We start from the raw sequence: 12997 nt of genomic DNA on the forward strand, positions 1-12997 counted from the left end.
ACTCCTCTTCTTTCCGGACGCTCATCCTAGTGAGGTTCGTCCGTCGCGAGCCGTTCCAAGGACACCGGCATCGCGATCGACCGTTTGGACATCGGCGCGAGATCGTTGACCGTCAAGCGTTTTCCCTTGCCCTGGGCGAGTTTGGCCGAGGCGAATCCGCAGACGCGGCCCTGGCACCAGCCCATCCCCGGTCGCGCCAGGAGCTTCGCCGTCCGCGCGTCGACCGCACCCAAAGGGCATGCGTCGCGGATGTCTTGGACGGTGACCTCTTCGCACCGGCAGACCGTCGTGTCCGGTTCGAGCCAGTCCTGCCAGCCCGCGGGCAGAGGGTGCGCGCGATGCATGGCGGCTGCGAAAGCTCTCCCCCGCCGCACCTGGCGTTGGAGGCGTCCGGCGCGTCGGTGGTCCACGGAACGGCCCTGGTCCATGGCCACAGCCAGGCCTGCGAGCTCGCCTTCAGCAAGCGCGAGAAGTGCCCCGCCGACGCCGGTGGCTTCGCCCGCGACGTAGACACCGGCGGCATCCGTGCGTTGCCAGGCGTCGACGACGGCGACCAGCGATTCGTCCAGGTCGACGCGGGTAGCGGCACCCGCGGCGAGGATCAGTTCGAGCGACGGCGTGAATCCCCATCCCAGAGCGACCAGGTCGATCCCGTCGAGCGTCTCGGTTCCAGCGCGATCGACCTTGCGAACCCGCACGGATTCGACCTTGTCGCCACCTTCGACGGCAGCCACGATCGTGCGGGTCCGGAAGGGAATGCGGTGGCGTGCGAACGCGGCGGCGTACGACACGGCTTCGCCCAGTTTGGCCGGAACCGCCAGCGCACCGAGCGGCGTCCGCAGCCAGCCCGCGGGGCTGCTCGCTTCGCAGACGGCGACGACCTCCGCGCCCGCTTCCGCGAGCTGCCGCGCCACCGGAAGCAGGAAGGGCCCGGTGCCCGCGACGACGGCTCGCCTGCCAGGAAGGACGCCGTGGGCCTTCACCAGGGCCTGGACACCTCCCGCCGCCATCACCCCGGGGAGGTCCCACCCCGGGATCGGCAGCTGACGGTCGTAGGCACCCGGGCAGAGGATCAGACAAGGTGCGCGAAGGACGGGCGGAGCTGCGGTTCGCACGCTTTCGTGAGCCGGTGCCAGGTGCAGGCTGTGCTCTCCGCCCGGTTCGAGAAGCCAGACCTGGTGTTCCGGATAATGGTCGACGTCGATGAGGCCTCGGCGCAGCGACTCAAGTGTCATGCCGTGCTGCGCAGCCGTTTGATCGATGGGCCGACGCCAGTACTGGCCGCCGATCTGGGCCGAGGCGTCGACAAGTGCCACGCGCAGGCCGTTCCCGGACGCTGCCGCCGCGGCTGCGAGACCGCTGGGACCGCCGCCGACCACGATCACGTCGTACCTACTCATCGGAGTCGCTCCGAACGACCATGCCGTCCCGGACCGGCACCAAACAGGCCCGCTGGTCAGCGACGTCGTCCACGGTGATCAGGCAGTCGAAGCAGACGCCGATCCCGCAGAACAGGCCCCTTGGCCGACCGCCACGGCGAGTCGTTCGCCAGGAACGCACCCCGGCATTGGTGAGCGCCGCGCCGACGCTCTGTCCGGGCGACGCGGTGAGCGGCTGGCCGTCGAAGGTCAGCGTCACGGTCGTGGTCACGAGGCCTCCATCATGGCGAACCGTTCGGGTGCGAAGGGCGAGATGTCGATGTCGGTCGCCTCGCCGAGAAGTGCTTGGACGAGAATCTTCGCTGTTCCGGCGGAAAGGCCGATGCCCGCGCCCTCGTGGCCCGCCGCGTGCCACAGGCCGGGCGCCCGAGGATCCGGTCCGATAACCGGGAGGTGATCGGGGCAGTACGGGCGGAATCCCAGGTAGCTGCGCATCACCTTGGTCCGGCGCAGCGACGGATAGAGCGCGAGCGCCTTCGCGGCGATCTCCCGGAGTGCCCGCGGCGACACGGAACGGTCGAAGCCCACCCGTTCGCGCGAGGAGCCGATGAGGATCGTTCCGGCCTGAGTTCCCTCGACCACCGTTGACGTTTGCAGCCCCTCGTCGGAACTTTGAGTGCTGGCAACGTATTCCCCGGCGTACACCTTGTGGAACACGGTCGGCGGCAGAGGTTGCGTCACGAGAATGAAGCCCCGGCGCGGCAGAATCGGGACCTCCACGCCAGCGAGCGCGGCGACCTCGCCCGCCCAGGTTCCCGCCGCGTTCACGACGCAGCCGCCGTACCGGTCTCCGCGATCGGTTCGGACGCCGAGAATCCGGTCGCCGTCCCGGAGAAACCCGACTACGCGGGTGCCAGTACGGACTTCGGCACCGCGTTCGCGCGCCATTCGGAGCAGGTGAGCCGCTACCAGCATGGGTTGCACCTGGCAGTCCTGAGGATAAAACGCCGCCCCGGAAAGATCCCGGGTCAGGTGCGGCTCGTAGTCGGGAATCGCTTCCGGGGCAAGGTCGAGCACCTCGACACCCGCGATACGTTGCCGCTCGGCGAGCTGGACCAGCCCGGCAGCGGAGTCCACTGTGGACGACACGACCAGGCCGCCCTTCTGCTCGAACTCCCAGAGCGAGCCGTATTCGCCGAGCTCCCCGCGCCAGGCAGCCAGCGACAAGAGCGCGAGATCGAGTTCGGGTCCGGCTTCTTTGTCCGAGACCAACAGATTCCCTTCGCAGCTGCTGGTCGTGCCGCTGGCCACCTGTCCCTGTTCGACGACTTCGACGGAGAGGCCCGCACGGGTCGCGAACCAAGCCGTCGCGGCGCCGAGCGCACCGGCACCGATGATCAGGACATCCGGCGTCGTCACAGCTCGAACCCGGCGGGGAACGGGTCAGTCGGGTCGAGCATGTACTGCGCGGTGCCGGTAATCCAAGCACGTCCGGTGATTGTCGGTACCACCGCCGGTATTCCGCCGACTGTCGTTTCCTCGACGAGCCTTCCGGTGAAAGTGGTGCCGATAAACGACTCGTTGACGAAATCGGTGTCGAGGGCCAGTTCTCCGCGTGCGTGCAGCTGAGCCATCCGGGCGCTCGTCCCGGTGCCGCAGGGCGAACGGTCGAACCATCCGGGGTGAATAGCCATGGCGTGCCGCGAATGTTTCGCGTCGGAGCCGGGTGCTTTGAGGTAAACGTGGTGGCAGCCGGAGATGTCGGGGCGCTCGGGATGCTGGGGCAGAGCGTGTTCGTTGATCGCGGCCATGATCTTCAGCCCGGCGTCGAGCAGTTCGTTCTTCGCCTTCCGGTCGAAGGGCAGGCCCAAGTCGTCGAGGTCGACGATCGCGTAGAAGTTCCCGCCGAACGCGAGGTCGTACCGCACGTCCCCGAACCCGGGAACCTCGACGCTCGCGTCCAGGGTCAGGGAAAACGACGGCACGTTGCGGATCGTCACCGACGTGGCTTTCCCGTCCGCGACCGCGACCTCGGCGACCACCAGACCGGCGGGCGTTTCCAGCCGAACCGTCGTCACCGGCTCGACGACGGGAACCATCCCGGTTTCCACCAGGACCGTCGCGGTCCCGATCGTGCCGTGCCCGCACATCGGGAGCAGGCCCGAGACCTCGATGAAGAGCACCCCGCAGTCGGCGTCCGGCCGCGTCGGCGGCTGCAGGATGCTCCCGCTCATCGCGGAATGCCCGCGCGGCTCGCACATGAGGAAGGTCCGCAGGTCGTCGGCGTTCTCCTGGAACCACACCCGGCGTTCGGCCATGCTCGCGCCGGGGAACACGCCGACTCCGCCGGTCACCACGCGGGTCGGCATCCCTTCGGTGTGCGAATCGACCGCGTGGATGATTCGACTCGTCCTCATCGGTTCTCGCTTCCTGTCGTGCGGCAGCGGGTCAGCAGTAGCCCTTTTCGAGAGCCGCCTTGGTATCGGCGTTCACCCGGTCCGCGGCGGCGCCGGTCAGGGCATGACGAGGCGGACGGCATGCCCCGCCCTTGCGGCCCGCGAGGTCCATCGACGCCTTGATCGCCTGCACGAATTCGGTCTTGGAATCCCAGCGCAGCAACGAATGCAGGTCCCGGTACAACGGGACCGCCGCGGCGATGTCCTGCGCCTGCCCCGACGTAGCCAGGTCGTAGAGCTTCTTCGACGCGACGGGCAGCGCGTTCGGATATCCGGCGATCCAGCCGACCGCCCCCGCGACGGCGAGTTCGAGTACCACGTCGTCGCTGCCGATCAGCACGTCGAGCCCAGGCGCGAGTTCGGCGATCTCGTACGCGCGCCGGACATCGCCGGTGAACTCCTTGACCGCCACGATGAGGTCTTCCGCGAAGAGCCGCGCGAGCAGGTCGGGGGTCAAGTCGACCTTGGTGTCGTACGGGTTGTTGTACGCCACGATCGGAAGGCCCACCGCGGCGGCGGCACGGTAGTGCTCGATGACAGCGTCGGCGTCGGCCCGGTACGCGTTGGGCGGGAGCAGCAGCACCGAGTGCGCGCCAGCCTCAGCCGCCTGCTCGATCCACCGGCAGGTCTCCCTCGAGCCGTACGCGGCGGCCCCGGGCATGACCCCGAAGCCGTCCGGCGCGGCCTCGACCGCGACTTCGACGACGCGCGCCCGTTCCTCGTCCGTGAGGGTCTGGTACTCCCCCAGCGAACCGTTGGGAGTCACGCCGTCCATGCCGTTTTCGGCGAGCCACCGGACGTGCTCGGCGAAACCGTCGTAGTCCACCGAGAGGTCGTCGTCGAACGGCAGGGCGGTCGCGACGTGAATGCCGCGCCAAGGCCGGTCCACCGTGCTCATGGGGTCTCCCTGATTCCGGCAGTGTGTCATGTGACATTGCACAGAGACTTTGGCACGGCTCTTCCTCCTTTCGCAACCCTGCTCTCGAGGGGCGAAGCGCGAGCGGACAGTCCACTGTGGACACAGCGGCGGACCCATCCCCTGTGGTCTGGGTCACTCAATCCGCATGCAACCTCCCCGGCACCACGAGGCCTGTACCCCGTGTGGAGCAAGACGCGTGGTGGGAGGACGAGTTCGTCGCGTACGTCACGGCGTCCTCGGGTTCCCTGCGCGCCACCGCGTTCGTCCTGTGCGGGGACTGGCATCGGGCCGACGACCTGCTGCAGGTCACCTTCCTCAAGCTCTACCGCGTGTGGCCGAGGCTGGCCCGACGGGGCGAGCTGGACGCCTACGTGCGGCGGATGCTCGTGCGCGCGTTCCTGAACGAAAACCGGCGGAAGTGGCGTTCGCGCGAGCACCTTTCCGCGGAGCTGCCGGACGTCAGCACGGCACCCGAGCCCGACCACGCCCAGCGGCTTTCCGTGCGCGCGGCTCTCGACGGCGTCCCGCCGAAACAACGCGCGGTTCTCGTGCTGCGGTTCTGGGACGACCTCAGCGTCGACGCGACCGCGGCCGCTCTCGGCTGCTCGGCGGGCACCGTCAAAAGCCAGTCCGCGCGCGGCTTGGCGACCCTGCGGAAACTCCTCGATCCCAGTCAGCTCGGGCACCTGGCGTCCCAGGAGGGGCGGGCATGAACGACGAAGAAGCACGCGCGGTGCTCCTGCTCGCCGGGCCGGTCGACGAACCGCCGCCCGGCGTGGATCCCGAGCGGCTGCTGTCGGAAGGCCGCAAGCGACGCCGACGACGGAACCTCGTCGCGGTCGGCGGAAGTGCCCTGACGACGGCAGTGCTCGTCGTCCTGGTGACAGTGACGGCAGGCCAAACCGGTCCGGCCACCGCGCCGCAGATCGTCCAGCCAGCCGTCGCGCCGACGACCGGACCCCAGCCTGTCCCCACGTTTGACCCGACACCCGGCAGCAGCTCCCCCGGAACCACCCCGAACCACACGATGACCACCGGCAGCCACCCCACCAGCCACCGCTGACCGGCCCACGAGAAAGACCCGCCTTGACGACGCTTGCCGAACCAGCCGCCTTCACCCCGCCGACGATCCGCTGGCACCAACGCCCGTACGTCCGCGCGATCGGCGGGTACCTGTTCATCCGCGTGTTCAGCGTCGCCCTGCTCGCGCTGTTCACCGTGCGGACCGGCCAGCCCCTCATCGGCCGCCTCACCGCGTGGGACGGGCAGTTCTACCTGGACATCGCCGATTACGGCTACTTCGGCACCACCCGCGGCCTGTACGACGCGGCGGGGAACTACGCGCCCTACACGCCGCTCGCGTTCTTCCCGGCGTACCCGACCTTGCTCCGCGTCCTCTCGCCGGTCACGTTGGGCAGCACGGTCCTGGCCGGGCTGCTGGTGAGCACGGTCGCCGGATGCCTCGCCGCAGCCGCGATTTTCCGGCTGTCCCAACGGATCGACGGCCGCGCACACACCGGTTTGCTGCTCGTAGCGTTGTGGGCCGGGGCACCGCTCGCCATCACGCAGTCCATGGTCTTCACCGAAGCGCTGTTCACCGCCTTCGCGGCCTGGACTCTCGTCGGAGTCGTCGAACGCCGCTGGCTGCTGGCCGCCGCGTGCTGCGTGGGCGCAGGCCTCACGCGGTCGACCGCCGCGGTCCTCATCGCCGTTGTCGGCGTCGCCGCGGTCATCGCCTTCATCCGCACCCGCGACCGCTGGACGACCATGATCTGCGCGGTGCTGTGCCCGCTCGGCCTGCTCGGCTGGTGGGTCTTCGTCGCGGTCCGGACCGGCAGCCCGACCGGCTGGTTCGACCTCGAATGGGACAACTGGCGAACCCGCTTCGACGGGGGCCGCGAGGCGGCGGAATTCTCCTGGCAGAAACTGGCATCCGGGTCTTCGGTGATGGAGACGCTGACCGTTTTCGTCGTGCTGGGCGCGGCCGTGCTCGCCGTCCTGCTGCCGACAACGCTGCGGCCGCTGTCGCGATGGTGGCCGCTCGCCGCCTACGGCGCCGGGATCGTAGTGCTGGTCGTAGGCACCGCGGGCCTCCCGACCGTCAAGCCGCGCTTCCTGATCCCGGGTTTCATCCTGCTGTTCCCGATCGCCCGCGGTCTCGCCGCCCGCCGCCGGGGCACCGCCGTGGTCACGACGGCCGCCTTCGTCCTCCTCGGGTGCTGGTTCAGCGCGTACTCCCTCACCGGGTGGCGTTATGTCATCTGACCGGCGAAGCCGCATCAGCGGACTCGGCACTGAGCGAGCGCTTACACTCTAGGGACGACGGGCGGACTCACCGGCCGGCGCGGGACTAGAGGAGGATCGCCGGATGACCACGCTCTCGGCCGACCTGTGGCCCGACGTGCAGCCCGAGACCGCGCGCCGGCTGATGCTCGCCGGGGTGGAGTCGTTCGCCGAGCGCGGCTACCACGCCACCACCACGCGGGACATCGCCGGAGCGGCGGGGATGAGCCCGGCCGCGCTGTACGTGCACTTCCCCTCGAAAGCCGCGCTGCTTTTCGCCATCAGCCGCAATGGCCACGAGCAGACGCTCGCCCTTGTCGAGGACGTAATCGGGCGCGTCACCGGCCCGGTGGAACGAATGCGGCTGCTCGTCGAGGATTTCGTCGCCTGGCACGCGCGGCGGCACACCGTCGCGCGCGTGGTGCAGTACGAGCTGAATGCGTTGCCGGAGAAGGAATATCAGGTCGTCGCGCAACTGCGGCGGAAGATCGAGCAGCGCGTGCGCGAGGTGATCGCCGACGGGGTGGAATCCGGTGCGTTCACCGTCGGCGACGTCGGAATCGCCGCCCGAGCCGTGCTGTCGCTGGGCGTCGACGTCGCGCGCTGGTACAGCGAACGGACCCGGCAAACGCCCACCGAACTCGGCAAGGAATACGGCGAACTGGTCCTCCGCATGCTCGGCGCGAACTAAAGCGCCAGCACCAACTTGCCCCGGGACTGCCTCGACTGGCTCAGTTCAAGCGCGGCCCGCCAGTCGTCCAGCGGGAAAATCCGGGACACCGGAACCGAAAACCGCCCGTCCGCCGCGAGCGACGCGAACTCGCCGAGGACGTCGTAGCGCGGCTGGGCGCCCGAGCTGACAATGGTCTGGACCCCGGGTTGGTCCGAGCTGAGATCGAGCGTCAGCACGTGTCCGGGTTCCTTGACGGTGCGCACGAGTTCGGCCACCGCGCCGCTGAACGGGGCCGCGTCCAGCACGAGGTCGACCGGTCCTCCGGCCAGCGTCGTCACACGATCGGCGATTCCGTCGTGGTAGCCGGTGACTTCCGCGCCAGCTGAGCGGAGTGCCTCGGCGTGCGTCTCACCTGCGGTGACGATCACGCGAGCCCCGCGCAGGAGCGCGATCTGCGCGGCGGCGAACCCGGTGGTGGTGCCCGCGCCGTGGACGAGCAGGGTGCTGCCGGAGCCGACGCCGAGTGCGTCGAGCGCCGCGTAAGCCGTGCCGGTCGCCATCGGCAACGCCGCAGCGTGGACCACGTCGAGCCCGTCTGGACGCGGGAACCACGCATCCAGCAGCACCAGCTCGGACGCACCCGCGGTCGGGCCGGTGAACGGCGCGCAACCGAACACCGGATCGCCGACCTCCACGCCGGTCACGCCGTCGCCGAGCGCGTCGACCGTGCCGGACACCTCGAGCCCGACCCCGCGCGGCAGGTCACCGGCGAACAGGCCCTCGCACAACGCCCAGTCCGCCGGGTTCAGCCCGCACGCCTGCACCGAGACGCGAATCCGACCTGGTCCAGGGTCCGGTACCGCGGCGTCCTCGACCCGTAATACCTCGGCCGCGGGGCCGTGCTCGTGAAAACGAAGGGTGCGCATTCGTGGCTCCTCGCGAGTGATGACAGAAGCTGTCGTCACTCACGCTACCAGAGTGATGACAGCATCTGCTGTCGCTACACTGGGCGCATGGCGCGATGGGAGGGCAACACCCGGAACCGGCTCGAACAGGCCGCGCTGGCGTTGTTCGAGGAACAGGGCTACGACCGCACGACGGTCGCGCAGATCGCTCAGCGCGCGAACCTCACCGAGCGGTCGTTCTACCGGTGGTTCGCCGACAAACGGGAAGTGCTGTTCGGCGGCAGCCAGGAACTGGAAACCGAGTTCGTCACCGCCATCAACGCGGTCCCGCCCGGCACTCCCGCGCTGCCCACCCTGCTGGCCGCATTTGCCACCGCGCCGCGCGTATTCCGCCCGCGCGAATTCCTGCTGCGCCGCGCGACGGTGATCGCGGCCAATCCCCCGCTGCGCGAGCGGGAATTGATCAAACTCGTCACGATTTCGGAAGCGCTCACCAGTGCATTGCTAGACAGAGGCATCGCCCCCGAAACCGCGCGGCTGGCGACCGACCTGGGCTTGTCCGTGTTACGACTGGCCACCGAACGCTGGATGGCCGAGGAACACCGTGACGGCAAGGGTTTCCCCGAAGCGCTGTCAGCTGCCGCCGCGGACCTGCTCGCCGTCGCCACCTCGACCTGAAGTAGCCCGCGCGAACCGTTCCGCGATCTGCGCCAGCCGGCCCATCAATTCCGGCGGCGCGTCCTCCACCACGAAGTCGAATTCCCACTGCGCGAGGTAAAACGGGATGTAGTCGAACGTTTTCGCCCCGGTACGCATTCGGCAGGTTTCGTCGTCGATCGGCTCGATCACCGCCGTCGTCGGCGAAACTCGCGCGGACAACACTTCCGCCGGAGCCGACACCCGCAACGTCACGATGTGCGGATACGGCGCGGTCGCGATCCGGCTCGACACGTACGCGGCGAGGTCTTCCGCCGGTGGTTCCCTTGGCGTGAAACGGAAACTGGGCGTCGGGAGACCGTCGATGCGATCCAGCCGGAAGGTGCGCCAGTCGTTGCGGCCGAGGTCCCACGCGACGAGGTACCACCGCCAGCCGGTGTGCACGAGCCGCAACGGTTCGACGTCGCGCTCGGCCACAGCGCCCGCGTGCGTGCCGTAGGTGAACCGCAGCCGCTCGTTGTCCCGGCATGCGGCGGCGACCACGGTGAGCAGCTCGGCGTCGATCGTCGGCGCGCCGCCGGGGATCCGGACCATCGCCGAGTCCATCGCCCGCACCCGGTGCCGCAGCCGCGCGGGCAGCACCTGTTCGAGCTTCGCCAACGCCCGCACGGACGTCTCCTCGATCCCCGACACGGTGCCGTTCGCCGCCGTCCGCAGGCCGACCGCCACCGCGACCGCCTCGTCGTCGTCCAGCAACAGCGGCGGCAACGCGGCACCGGACCCCAGCCGGTACCCGCCCGCGACCCCCGGCGTCGCGTGCACTGGATAACCGAGCTGCCGCAGCCGTTCGACGTCGCGCCGGATCGTCCGGACGTCGACCCCCAACCGGCCCGCGAGGTCCGGACCAGGCCACTCGCGGCGGGCCTGCAGCAGCGAGAGCAGGCGCAACAGGCGTTCGGAGGTTCCGTACATGCCGGTTACTCTGCCACGCTTCGCGGACAGCTTCGGTCCTCGATCGCCGCGACCTCGCCGCGCCGTGCGAAAGTGACGCATGCTCGACGACCTGCTCGCTGTCGCCCGCGAAGAGGCGGAAGCCGGAAAAGCCGAAGGCGGCGTCCCGATCGGCGCCGCCCTCTTCGACCGCGACGGGAAGCTCCTCGGCCGCGGCCACAACCGCCGCGTCCAGGACGGCGACCCGTCCCTGCACGCCGAAACCGCCGCGTTCCGCGCCGCCGGCCGCCGCCCGCATTACCGCGACACGATCATGGTCACGACGCTGTCGCCGTGCTGGTACTGCAGCGGCCTGGTCCGGCAATTCGGCATCCCGCACGTGGTGATCGGCGAATCGCGCACGTTCACCGGCGGCCACGACTGGCTGGCCGGCCACGGCGTCCGCATCGATCTTCTCGACGACCCGGCCTGCGCCGCCCTGATGACGGAATTCATCGAACGCGAACCGGCGCTGTGGTTCGAAGACATCGGCGAACCGACGTAACTCACGCCAGCGGCGAAAACTCCGTCGGCAACGCGATAATCGAATCCGCGTCGAGAATCTCCTCCGGCGCACCCGGCGGCGGCCACATCCCCTTCGCGTAAAGGTCCCGGCGAATCGCGAGCCGTTCGTCCAGGCTCGCGAACGGCCAGATCTGGATGATCCGATCCGGCCCGTCGAGCGCGTACATCACCACGGTCAGCGGATCGACCGCATGCCGCGCGGGCAACGCTTTCCGCCAGCCGTCGATCGTCGCGGTCAGCCCGCCCGGGCGGAGGTGATAGTCGCGGATCTCGTACACCGAACCGTATTTCCCCGGCCGCACCGGCGGAATGAACGGGAACGGGGCAAAACTCCGCAGCGACAAATCAGTCAAATAGTCGCCGCCGAACGGTTTGCGGCTGTGGCGTGCCCGCATCCGCTCCTCGTCGAGCGCTTGCTGATTCTCGAACCCGCGCAGCACGACCAGCCTGCCGAGCGGGCCGTTCTCCGTCTGCCAGCAGCCGAGCAGTTCGCCGTGCCCCTCGACCCACGGCAACACGCCCTCGACGGCTTTCGGCCCGTCGAGCAGCTGAAAGGACAGGATCGCCAGCTCATAGCGGACGGCCTGCTGCTCCGGCGCGACGTCGGCTCCGCTGATCCGGACCGGTTCGGTCATGACGCTCCCCTCCGAAGATCGACCGCTCCGAGGGCGCCGATGACCGGGGAGCCGCCTCCAGCGTGACACACCGCTCCGGCAGCGCCCGCTGAGCGGCTTTGTTTGCCCTCCCGTCCGCGCGCGGCTTCCCGATAGTCCCGCTCACCGGCGCCCCGGAACATCCCGGCGACCTGGACACGCTCAGTAAGGTTTTTTCCCACCCCCGCCCATGTCTTGACACTTCTCAATGGTCTAGTCCATTGTGACTGCGCACACACTCCCCTCGAGTGCCTGCGGGGCGCCGCCGCCACGTCCGGCTTCGCCAGGTGCTCCGATGCCGCGTGCCGCCGGGTGCGCGTTTCCCCCGTTGGAGGACCCATGAAATCCTTGCGCCGCACCACTTCCCGCCGGAAACTCGCCGGACGGCTCGGCGTGCTGGCACTCGCCGCGGGCGCTGCCCTGACCACCACAGCCGGCACCGCCTCAGCCGCGGGAGACCCGGTTCTCGCGGCACCGTATCTGTACCAATGGGGCGGCCAGAGCGATCCGTCCGCCGCGATGGAGGCGACCGGCGTCAGCGCGTTCACCCTCGCCTTCATGCTTTCCGGCGGCGGCTGCGCTCCCGCCTGGGACGGCAACCGCCCGCTCGACGGCTCCGACGCCGCGATGATCCAGAAGATCCGCGCGGCGGGCGGCGACGTGATCCCGTCGTTCGGCGGCTGGTCGGGCAACAAACTGGGCCCGAACTGCGGGTCGCCGGAGGAACTGGCCGGCGCGTACCAGCAGGTGATCGACGCCTACAGCCTGCAAGCGATCGACCTCGACATCGAAAACACCGACGAGTTCGAGAACGCGACGGTCCAGGACCGGATCCTCGGCGCGGTCAAGATCCTCAAGGACAAGAACCCGAACCTGCGCGTCGTGATCACCATGGGAACCACGCCGCAGGGCCCGAACGACTGGGGCAAGCGACTGGTGTCGCAGGCGAAGGCGCTGGGCGCGGACGTCGACGTGTGGTCGCTGATGCCGTTCGACTTCTCCGACGGCGGCGACATGGTCGCGATGACGAAATCCGCGGTGGACGGCCTGGTCGGAGAACTGAAGTCGACCTTCGGCTGGGACGACGCCACCGCCTACCACCGCGCCGGGCTGTCGTCGATGAACGGAAAGACCGACCGGGCCGGAGAGGTCGTGTCAGTCGCGGACTTCACCGCGATCCGCGACTGGGCCGCCGAACACCACCTGGGCCGCGTCACGTTCTGGGCGACGAACCGCGACTGCAGCGGGTGCAGCGGGATCGACCAGGAGAACTACGCGTTCACCAAGGTCGTGGCTGGTTACAACGGCTGATTTCGGGGCCGAGCTTGCGCTCCAATGTGGCATTGGGTGCATCTGACGCACCGAACGCCACATTGGGTGCATGCGACGCACCCAATGCCACATTGGGGGCGTCGCGATCGCGGCAGGGCGGGAGAGGGGCGGCGGGATTGGTCACGGTGCAGCTGATGAGCCGAGTCGGTGGCGGTTCAGCCGATCTGAGCCAAGCCGATCACGGTGCAGCTGAGGAGCCAAGCTGGCGGCGGTCCGGCTGATCCA

The 12997-nt window shown here is 69.1% G+C and carries 15 protein-coding genes; 7 read left to right on the forward strand and 8 right to left on the reverse strand.

The window, feature by feature from the left end; translation table 11 throughout:
• Nucleotides 1-26: 26 nt before the first annotated feature.
• From AB5I40_RS12510 to AB5I40_RS12530, 5 genes are read right to left on the reverse strand one after another with little or no spacing between them, the layout of a single operon-like run.
• A complete protein-coding gene (locus AB5I40_RS12510) occupies nt 27-1400 on the reverse strand; it encodes an NAD(P)/FAD-dependent oxidoreductase (RefSeq protein ID WP_370938665.1) in 1374 nt (457 codons plus the stop codon).
• The gene (locus AB5I40_RS12515; RefSeq protein ID WP_370938666.1) at nt 1393-1650 is read right to left on the reverse strand and encodes a (2Fe-2S)-binding protein; all 258 of its coding nucleotides are present in this window, start codon (nt 1648-1650) and stop codon (nt 1393-1395) included. Before AB5I40_RS12515 ends, AB5I40_RS12510 begins: the two co-directional genes overlap by 8 nt.
• Nucleotides 1647-2798, reverse strand: coding sequence for an NAD(P)/FAD-dependent oxidoreductase (locus AB5I40_RS12520; RefSeq protein WP_370938667.1), 1152 nt, complete (start codon nt 2796-2798; stop codon nt 1647-1649). The genes AB5I40_RS12515 and AB5I40_RS12520 overlap by 4 nt, the downstream gene beginning before the upstream one ends.
• A complete protein-coding gene (locus AB5I40_RS12525; protein ID WP_370938668.1) occupies nt 2795-3796 on the reverse strand; it encodes a proline racemase family protein in 1002 nt (333 codons plus the stop codon). The genes AB5I40_RS12520 and AB5I40_RS12525 overlap by 4 nt, the downstream gene beginning before the upstream one ends.
• A gap of 31 nt (nt 3797-3827) precedes the next feature.
• Nucleotides 3828-4733 carry a dihydrodipicolinate synthase family protein gene (locus AB5I40_RS12530; RefSeq protein WP_370938669.1) on the reverse strand — a complete coding sequence of 302 codons (906 nt, stop codon included), beginning with the start codon at nt 4731-4733 and terminating at the stop codon, nt 3828-3830.
• A gap of 203 nt (nt 4734-4936) precedes the next feature.
• On the opposite strand from AB5I40_RS12530, the gene AB5I40_RS12535 reads away from it, so the two are divergent.
• From AB5I40_RS12535 to AB5I40_RS12550, 4 genes are all read left to right on the forward strand, one after another.
• Nucleotides 4937-5467, forward strand: a complete 531-nt coding sequence (locus AB5I40_RS12535) for a SigE family RNA polymerase sigma factor (protein ID WP_370938670.1) — start codon at nt 4937-4939, stop codon at nt 5465-5467.
• Nucleotides 5464-5817: a hypothetical protein gene (locus tag AB5I40_RS12540; RefSeq protein WP_370938671.1), complete on the forward strand. Its 354-nt coding sequence runs from the start codon at nt 5464-5466 to the stop codon at nt 5815-5817. Before AB5I40_RS12535 ends, AB5I40_RS12540 begins: the two co-directional genes overlap by 4 nt.
• A gap of 23 nt (nt 5818-5840) precedes the next feature.
• Entirely contained in the window at nt 5841-7019 is a 1179-nt protein-coding gene (locus tag AB5I40_RS12545; protein ID WP_370938672.1) for a hypothetical protein, read from the forward strand.
• Between the two features lie 103 nt (nt 7020-7122).
• A complete protein-coding gene (locus AB5I40_RS12550) occupies nt 7123-7728 on the forward strand; it encodes a TetR/AcrR family transcriptional regulator (protein ID WP_370938673.1) in 606 nt (201 codons plus the stop codon).
• On the opposite strand, the gene AB5I40_RS12555 is transcribed toward AB5I40_RS12550, so the two are convergent.
• Nucleotides 7725-8636 (reverse strand): NADP-dependent oxidoreductase, encoded by a 912-nt coding sequence (locus tag AB5I40_RS12555; RefSeq protein ID WP_370938674.1) that lies wholly within the window; start codon nt 8634-8636, stop codon nt 7725-7727. The two genes, AB5I40_RS12550 and AB5I40_RS12555, sit on opposite strands and share 4 nt — an antisense overlap.
• Before the next feature lie 87 nt (nt 8637-8723).
• On the opposite strand from AB5I40_RS12555, the gene AB5I40_RS12560 reads away from it, so the two are divergent.
• Nucleotides 8724-9293, forward strand: coding sequence for a TetR/AcrR family transcriptional regulator (locus AB5I40_RS12560; protein ID WP_370938676.1), 570 nt, complete (start codon nt 8724-8726; stop codon nt 9291-9293).
• Here AB5I40_RS12560 and AB5I40_RS12565 read toward each other — a convergent pair.
• Nucleotides 9249-10244: a helix-turn-helix transcriptional regulator gene (locus tag AB5I40_RS12565; RefSeq protein WP_370938677.1), complete on the reverse strand. Its 996-nt coding sequence runs from the start codon at nt 10242-10244 to the stop codon at nt 9249-9251. The two genes, AB5I40_RS12560 and AB5I40_RS12565, sit on opposite strands and share 45 nt — an antisense overlap.
• A gap of 79 nt (nt 10245-10323) precedes the next feature.
• Here AB5I40_RS12565 and AB5I40_RS12570 point away from each other — a divergent pair, with 79 nt between their 5' ends.
• Complete coding sequence (locus AB5I40_RS12570; protein ID WP_370938678.1) at nt 10324-10767, forward strand: nucleoside deaminase; 444 nt, start codon at nt 10324-10326, stop codon at nt 10765-10767.
• A 1-nt stretch (nt 10768) separates the two neighbouring features.
• On the opposite strand, the gene AB5I40_RS12575 is transcribed toward AB5I40_RS12570, so the two are convergent.
• On the reverse strand, nt 10769-11422 hold the full coding sequence (locus AB5I40_RS12575; RefSeq protein WP_370938679.1) for an NIPSNAP family protein: 654 nt from the start codon (nt 11420-11422) through the stop codon (nt 10769-10771).
• Nucleotides 11423-11779: 357 nt separating this feature from the next.
• Between AB5I40_RS12575 and AB5I40_RS12580 the strand changes: the two genes are divergently transcribed.
• A complete protein-coding gene (locus AB5I40_RS12580) occupies nt 11780-12751 on the forward strand; it encodes a chitinase (RefSeq protein ID WP_370938680.1) in 972 nt (323 codons plus the stop codon).
• Nucleotides 12752-12997: the final 246 nt, after the last annotated feature.

This window comes from Amycolatopsis sp. cg13 (assembly GCF_041346965.1).
Lineage (GTDB): Bacteria > Actinomycetota > Actinomycetes > Mycobacteriales > Pseudonocardiaceae > Amycolatopsis.

Coding starts and splice junctions, on each gene's coding strand:
- AB5I40_RS12550 (WP_370938673.1), top strand. CDS start 7,123: ATGACCACGCTCTCGGCCGACCTGTGGCCCGACGTGCAGCCCGAGACC.
- AB5I40_RS12565 (WP_370938677.1), bottom strand. CDS start 10,244: ATGTACGGAACCTCCGAACGCCTGTTGCGCCTGCTCTCGCTGCTGCAG.
- AB5I40_RS12540 (WP_370938671.1), top strand. CDS start 5,464: ATGAACGACGAAGAAGCACGCGCGGTGCTCCTGCTCGCCGGGCCGGTC.
- AB5I40_RS12560 (WP_370938676.1), top strand. CDS start 8,724: ATGGCGCGATGGGAGGGCAACACCCGGAACCGGCTCGAACAGGCCGCG.
- AB5I40_RS12575 (WP_370938679.1), bottom strand. CDS start 11,422: ATGACCGAACCGGTCCGGATCAGCGGAGCCGACGTCGCGCCGGAGCAG.
- AB5I40_RS12525 (WP_370938668.1), bottom strand. CDS start 3,796: ATGAGGACGAGTCGAATCATCCACGCGGTCGATTCGCACACCGAAGGG.
- AB5I40_RS12555 (WP_370938674.1), bottom strand. CDS start 8,636: ATGCGCACCCTTCGTTTTCACGAGCACGGCCCCGCGGCCGAGGTATTA.
- AB5I40_RS12510 (WP_370938665.1), bottom strand. CDS start 1,400: ATGAGTAGGTACGACGTGATCGTGGTCGGCGGCGGTCCCAGCGGTCTC.
- AB5I40_RS12530 (WP_370938669.1), bottom strand. CDS start 4,733: ATGAGCACGGTGGACCGGCCTTGGCGCGGCATTCACGTCGCGACCGCC.
- AB5I40_RS12570 (WP_370938678.1), top strand. CDS start 10,324: ATGCTCGACGACCTGCTCGCTGTCGCCCGCGAAGAGGCGGAAGCCGGA.
- AB5I40_RS12580 (WP_370938680.1), top strand. CDS start 11,780: ATGAAATCCTTGCGCCGCACCACTTCCCGCCGGAAACTCGCCGGACGG.